The sequence below is a fragment of the Streptomyces solincola genome, assembly GCF_002982015.1.
Lineage (GTDB): Bacteria > Actinomycetota > Actinomycetes > Streptomycetales > Streptomycetaceae > Streptomyces > Streptomyces solincola.
The window spans coordinates 1-5,442 of the sequence record NZ_PVLV01000286.1; the positions used below are offsets into that span (position 1 = coordinate 1).

Genomic DNA, 5,442 nt, shown 5'->3' on the forward strand with positions numbered 1-5,442 from the left:
CCTGCTGGGCGCGGCCCGGCCTCCCGCTCCACCACCGTCACCTGCCGGTCCGCGCCCAGCAGGTGCAGCGCGGCCGCGAGCCCGCTCAGCCCGGCGCCCACCACCACCACATGGCCCGTGGGCCCCGGAACCGTCCTCACACGTCCTCCGTCCGCGACCCGGCCGGGGTGCCGGCCGCCCGTCCCACCAGCGCGGCGAACTCCCGCCGCACCGGCTCCGCAGCGCCCGAGTCGGCGAAGTGGCCCAGGCTCTCCCGCGCCAGTCGCGCGATCCTCGTCTCCACCGCCGCCCGGGCCCCGGTCCGCTCGATCGCGGCCCGCATCGCCGCCACGTCCCGCCCGCCGGGGCGGGACCCGCCGGCCGCGAGCGCCCGGACCGCCTCGGCGTCCCCGGTGCGCTCCGCGCTCTCCGCGGCCACTGCCAGCAGATACGTCAGCTTCCGGGCGCGCAGGTCCTCGTCGGCCGGCTTCCCGGTGTCCGCCGGGTCGCCGAACGCGCCCAGCAGGTCGTCGCGCAACTGGAAGGCCAGCCCCGCGCTGTGCCCGGCCGCCCGCAGCGCCCGGATGGCGGCCGGGGACGCCCCGGCGGCCGCCGCGCCCAGGGCCAGCGGCCGCTCCACCGTGTACAGGGCGCTCTTCAGGCAGGCGATGCGCACCGCGTCCGCCACCGACGAGGAGCCCGCGGCCTGGGCGCGCACGTCCAGGTACTGACCGGCCACCATCTCGCCGCGCATCGCGGCCCATTCGCGCTGGAGCGCGGCCCCGTGCGGGGAGGCCAGCGCGGTCTCGGCCAGCAGGTCGTCCGCCCAGGCCAGCACCAGGTCCCCGGCGAGGATGGCGGCGGACGCGGCGAACGCCTCCGGCTCGCCCAGCAGTCCGCCCGCGCGGTGCATCGCGTCGAACTCGGTGTGCATCGCGGGCGCTCCGCGCCGCCGGGGGGAGCCGTCCATGACGTCGTCGTGGATGAGCGCGCAGGCCTGGAGCAGTTCCAGCGCCGCCCCGACCCGCACCACGGCGGCGGCGCCGCCGGCCGCCCCGCCGCCCGCCTGCCAGCCGCACCACGCGAACGCGCAGCGCAGCCGCTTGCCGCCGCGCCCGACGAAGGCGACGAGGCGGGCGACCACGTCCTCGGCGAACACCGGGTCCACCGCCCGGGCCTCGTGGAGCTTTCCGGCGAGATGGCCGGCGAGCAGGTGCTCGACCGCCGCCACGGCCCGAGCGGTCGGGTCACCGGCCGTCAGCTCGGGCGCGTCGGCGCCCGGACGGGGGGAGGCGGTGGCGGGGCCCGGTTCCGCGGGTCCCGGCCGGGCGTGTGCGGCACCGGCGGCGGGCGTCGTCCGCGCACCAAGCATGCGGGCCCCTTTCACGAGCGGCCCCGAGGGGCGGGCATGACCACAGCCGCGTTCCCTGACCCGGCTCTGGTCATGCCTGCCCTTTCGGAGAAGGTTCCGAAGCCGGGTCACCCGGTCGGCCCAGGCGGCGCGGACGGGCGTGCGCCGGTCCCGGCCCCGCCCCGGCCGGGCCGGTGTCCGGCCCGGCCACCCGGCCGCCGCCGACCGGGAAGGGGCCGCGCGGGCCCCTCACCCGGCCCGCTCCCGCCGCTCAGCCCGCCCGGCCGGCCTCGCCGCCGGTGCGCGACAGCCTGCTGGGCCACCAGGCCTTCGGGCCGATGTCCAGCACCAGCGCGGGCACCAGCAGCGAGCGGACCACCAGCGTGTCGAGCAGCACGCCGAAGGCGACGATGAACGCGATCTGCGCCAGGAACGCCAGCGGGATCACGAGCAGCGCGGCGAACGTCGCCGCCAGCACCACGCCCGCCGAGGTGATCACCCCGCCGGTGGTGGTCAGTCCGCGCAGCACCCCCTGGCGCACCCCGTGCGTCAGGCTCTCCTCCCGCACCCGGGACATCAGGAAGATGTTGTAGTCCACGCCCAGCGCCACCAGGAAGACGAAGCCGTACAGCGGGACCGAGGCGTCGGTGCCGCTGAAGCCCAGCAGGTGCTGGAAGACCAGCGACGAGACGCCCAGCGTGGCCAGGAAGTTGAGCGCCACGGTGGCCACCAGCAGCACCGGGGTGAGCAGCGAGCGCAGCAGCAGGACCAGGATCAGCAGGATGATCGCGAGGACGATCGGCACGATGACGGTACGGTCCCGGGCGGCCGTCTCCTGGGTGTCGTACTGCTGCGCGGTGTAGCCGCCCACCAGCGCCTCGCCGCCCGGCACCGGGTGCACCGCGTCCCGCAGCCGCTGCACCGTCTGCTTGGCCGCCTCGCTGTCCGCCGCGTCCTCCAGGGTGGCGTCGATCCGCACCCGGCCGTCCACCACCAGCGGCGCCCCCTGGCCGGGCTGCCCCGACCCGGTGCGCGGCGCCGCGGCCGACACGCCCTCGACGCCGGCCGCCGCGGCGGTCACCTGCTCGGCGCGGTCCGCCCTGGCGATGATCACCGCCGGGTTGCCGGAGCCGGCCGGGAAGTGCCGGGCCAGCGTCTCCTGCGCCGCCACCGAGGGCGCGTCGTTGACGAAGATCTCGTCCAGCGGCACGCCCTTGGAGGACAGCGAGGGCGCGAACGCCGCGAACACCGCGAGCACCACCACGGTCACCGCCCACACCCGGCGCGGCGCCCGGCCCACCAGTGAGGCGACCCGGCGCCACACCGCGTGGCCCTCGGCGGTCGCGTCCGACGCCTTGGGCCTCGCCGGCCAGTACGCCGCCCGGCCCAGCAGCACCAGCACCGCGGGAAGGAAGGTCAGCGCGCTCAGCACCGAGCAGACGATGCCGATCGCGCCCACCGGGCCGAGCGCCCGGTTGTTCGTCAGATCGCTGGCCAGCAGCGCCAGCAGGCCCAGCGCCACGGTGGCCGCGCTCGCGGTGATCGCACCGGCCGACCGGCGCACCGCGGCGACCACGGCCGCCATCCGGTCCGCGCCCGAGGCCAGCTCCTCCCGGTAGCGGGCCGCCAGCAGCAGCGCGTAGTCCGTGGCCGCGCCGATCACCAGGATGGACAGGATGCCCTGCACCTGGCCGTCCACCCGCACCACGTCCCGGTCGGCCAGCGCGTAGACCACCGCGCAGGCCAGCCCCAGGGCGAACACCGCGCCCAGAATGATCACGAAGGGCAGCAGCACGCTGCGGTACACCAGCAGCAGGATCACCAGCACAGCGATCAGCGCCACGCCCAGCAGCAGCCCGTCGATGCCGGCGAACGCGTCCGACAGGTCGGCCTGGCTGGCGGCCGGACCGGCCAGCTCGGCACGCGCCCCCGGCACGTCGGACACCGCCTCGCGTACGCCGTCCAGCGCGGTCGGCAGCTCCTCGCCCAGCCCGGACTCCAGCGGGACCACCGCCTGGAGCGCCTCGCCGTCCTTCGAGGGCAGCACCGGCGACGCCTGGCCGGCCGCGCCCGGCACCTCGGCGGCCCTGCGCACCGCCTCGGCGGCGGCCGCCCGCTGCTCGTCGCCGACCTTGCCGCCGCCGTCCGCGGTCCACACCACGATCACCGGCAGCGTCTGCTCGCGTTCGAACGCCTTCTGCTCGTCCAGCACCCGGGTCGACTCCGCGCTCTGCGGCAGGAACGCGGCCTGGTCGTTGGTCGACACCTCGCCGAGCTTCCCGGCGTAGGGCCCGAGTGTGCCGCCGACGCCCAGCCACACCAGCAGCAGCACCACCGGCACCAGCCACCGGGCCCACCGCCCGGCGGCCGTCTTCCCCGAAGCCGAAGCCATCACGTCCTCCTCCGTCCGGCTCAGTCCGCTCGCAGGAACCCTGAAACCGGAGTGTGCCACTCATCGAGTATCTCAATCATCGAGAGATCGTGCACCGGATCTTATGCTGGGAGGATGCGCAGTCCTGACACGCCCCCGACCTCCTTCCCGCCGGACGGCCCCGCCGACCCGGTCGGCCTCCAGAACTTCGCCGTGCTGCTGCGCCGGATGAACGGCGAGTTCAACCGGATCGCGCATGAGTTCGCCCAGGCGCACGGGCTGCACCTGACCGACGTCCAGGCCCTGATCGCCATCCTCGACGCGGGCGCCGGCCCCGGCGGCCCGGGCAGCGGCACGGCCGAACCGATGACCCCGGGCAGGCTGCGCCGGCAGCTCAACCTCACCTCCGGCGCCATGACCGCCTGCCTGGACCGGCTGGAGCGCCTGGGGCACGTCCGCCGGGTCCGGGCCGCCGACGACCGGCGGGTGGTCCACCTGCACTACGCCGAGTCCGCACGTGAACTGGCCCGGGACTACTTCCAGCCGCTGGCCCGCTCCACCGACGCCGCCCGCGCCCGCTTCACCCGCGCCGAGCTGCTCACCGTGGTCCGCTTCCTGGGCGAGATGAACACCCAGCTCGACGCCTTGCGGTCGTGACCCGTTCGAGGTGCGCCGCCGCGCCGCCGCCATGACAGTGGCGGAGCCGGGAACGCGCACGGCGGCCCGGCCCGGCAGCGGCCGGAGAGCGAAAAGGACGACCGTGATGGCGAAGAAGGACCAGGGCGGCAAGGGCAAGAAGCTGTCCCAGGGCGACGACGTCTCCTGGAAGAGCCACGGCCAGGAGGTCGAGGGCACCGTGAAGAAGAAGGTGGACAAGCGCACCAAGGCCGCCGGCCGGACGGTCGACGCCTCCAAGGACGAGCCGCAGTACGAGGTGGAGAGCGACAAGACCGGCCGCACGGCGGTGCACAAGCCGGAGTCGCTGCGCAAGAAGGGCGGCGGCTCGTGAGCGGCGCCGAGCGCGGGGACCGGGAGCGCCGGGAGACGCTCGACCGGTTCGGCGAGGCCGTCAACATGACCGCCGGCGAGCTGGAGAAGTGGCTGGAGACCGACGAGTCCCAGGCCGTCGGCCAGAAGAACGGCGGCGGCGAGTCCACCGGCCACGCCTCCGGCCGCCGGATCGTGGAGCTGCTGCGGGCGAAGAAGGGCGACCTGGGCGACGACGACCTCGCCCATATGCGCAAGGTCACCGGCTACGTCCACCGCCACCTGGGGCAGCGCCCCGGCGGCGACGTCACCGACACCGCCTGGCGCTACTCGCTGATGAACTGGGGCCACGACCCGAAGAAGTGAGCCCGCCGGCGTGCGGCGGTGCGGGGCCCGGCCGGGGAAGGCCGGCGGGTCCCGCGCCCGCTGCCACCGGAGACCGGCCCGGTCGGCGCTCCGCCCGCCCGGGGCCCCGCACCCCGCCGCCTCAGACGGCCGGTTCCGCCGCCGGTCCCGTCGCGGCCCCCTCCACGTGGGCCGCGACCGGCTCGGCACCGGCGGCCGCACGGCGGGCCCGGGTCCGCGCCTCCTGGGCGAGGGCGAGCCTGCGGCGGCGCACGTAGTCGCGCACCGTGGAGTAGGACGCGGCGGTGAAGTCCTCCTCCACCCGCAGCCGTTCGACGATCCCGCGGATGGTGTGGCCGCGCCGGGCGGCCGCCTCCCGCTCCTGGAGCAGCATCAGCTCGATGGCCGG

At 76.0% G+C, this 5,442-nt stretch carries 7 protein-coding genes; 3 read left to right on the forward strand and 4 right to left on the reverse strand.

The features are described from left to right. The 3 genes from C6N75_RS32265 to C6N75_RS18745 all read right to left on the reverse strand — a co-directional run. A partial coding sequence (locus C6N75_RS32265) for an FAD-dependent oxidoreductase (protein WP_146132609.1) occupies positions 1-140 on the reverse strand: 140 nt, incomplete at its 3' end. Continuing rightward, entirely contained in the window at positions 137-1,351 is a 1,215-nt protein-coding gene (locus C6N75_RS18740; protein WP_105870059.1) for a polyprenyl synthetase family protein, read from the reverse strand. The genes C6N75_RS18740 and C6N75_RS32265, both read right to left, overlap by 4 nt. Positions 1,352-1,601: 250 nt before the next feature. Then, complete coding sequence (locus C6N75_RS18745) at positions 1,602-3,722, reverse strand: MMPL family transporter (RefSeq protein WP_105870060.1); 2,121 nt, start codon at positions 3,720-3,722, stop codon at positions 1,602-1,604. Positions 3,723-3,836: 114 nt separating this feature from the next. Between C6N75_RS18745 and C6N75_RS18750 the strand changes: the two genes are divergently transcribed. The 3 genes from C6N75_RS18750 to C6N75_RS18760 all read left to right on the forward strand — a co-directional run bounded on the left by C6N75_RS18750 (position 3,837) and on the right by C6N75_RS18760 (position 5,054). After that, positions 3,837-4,358 carry a MarR family winged helix-turn-helix transcriptional regulator gene (locus C6N75_RS18750; protein WP_105870061.1) on the forward strand — a complete coding sequence of 174 codons (522 nt, stop codon included), beginning with the start codon at positions 3,837-3,839 and terminating at the stop codon, positions 4,356-4,358. A 106-nt stretch (positions 4,359-4,464) separates the two neighbouring features. Beyond that, a complete protein-coding gene (locus tag C6N75_RS18755; RefSeq protein ID WP_105870062.1) occupies positions 4,465-4,710 on the forward strand; it encodes a hypervirulence associated TUDOR domain-containing protein in 246 nt (81 codons plus the stop codon). Continuing rightward, positions 4,707-5,054: a DUF3140 domain-containing protein gene (locus C6N75_RS18760; protein WP_258177491.1), complete on the forward strand. Its 348-nt coding sequence runs from the start codon at positions 4,707-4,709 to the stop codon at positions 5,052-5,054. The genes C6N75_RS18755 and C6N75_RS18760 overlap by 4 nt, the downstream gene beginning before the upstream one ends. Positions 5,055-5,175: 121 nt before the next feature. On the opposite strand, the gene C6N75_RS18765 is transcribed toward C6N75_RS18760, so the two are convergent. Beyond that, positions 5,176-5,442, reverse strand: a 267-nt coding sequence (locus C6N75_RS18765; protein WP_219852891.1) for a hypothetical protein, incomplete at its 5' end; no start/stop codon positions are given.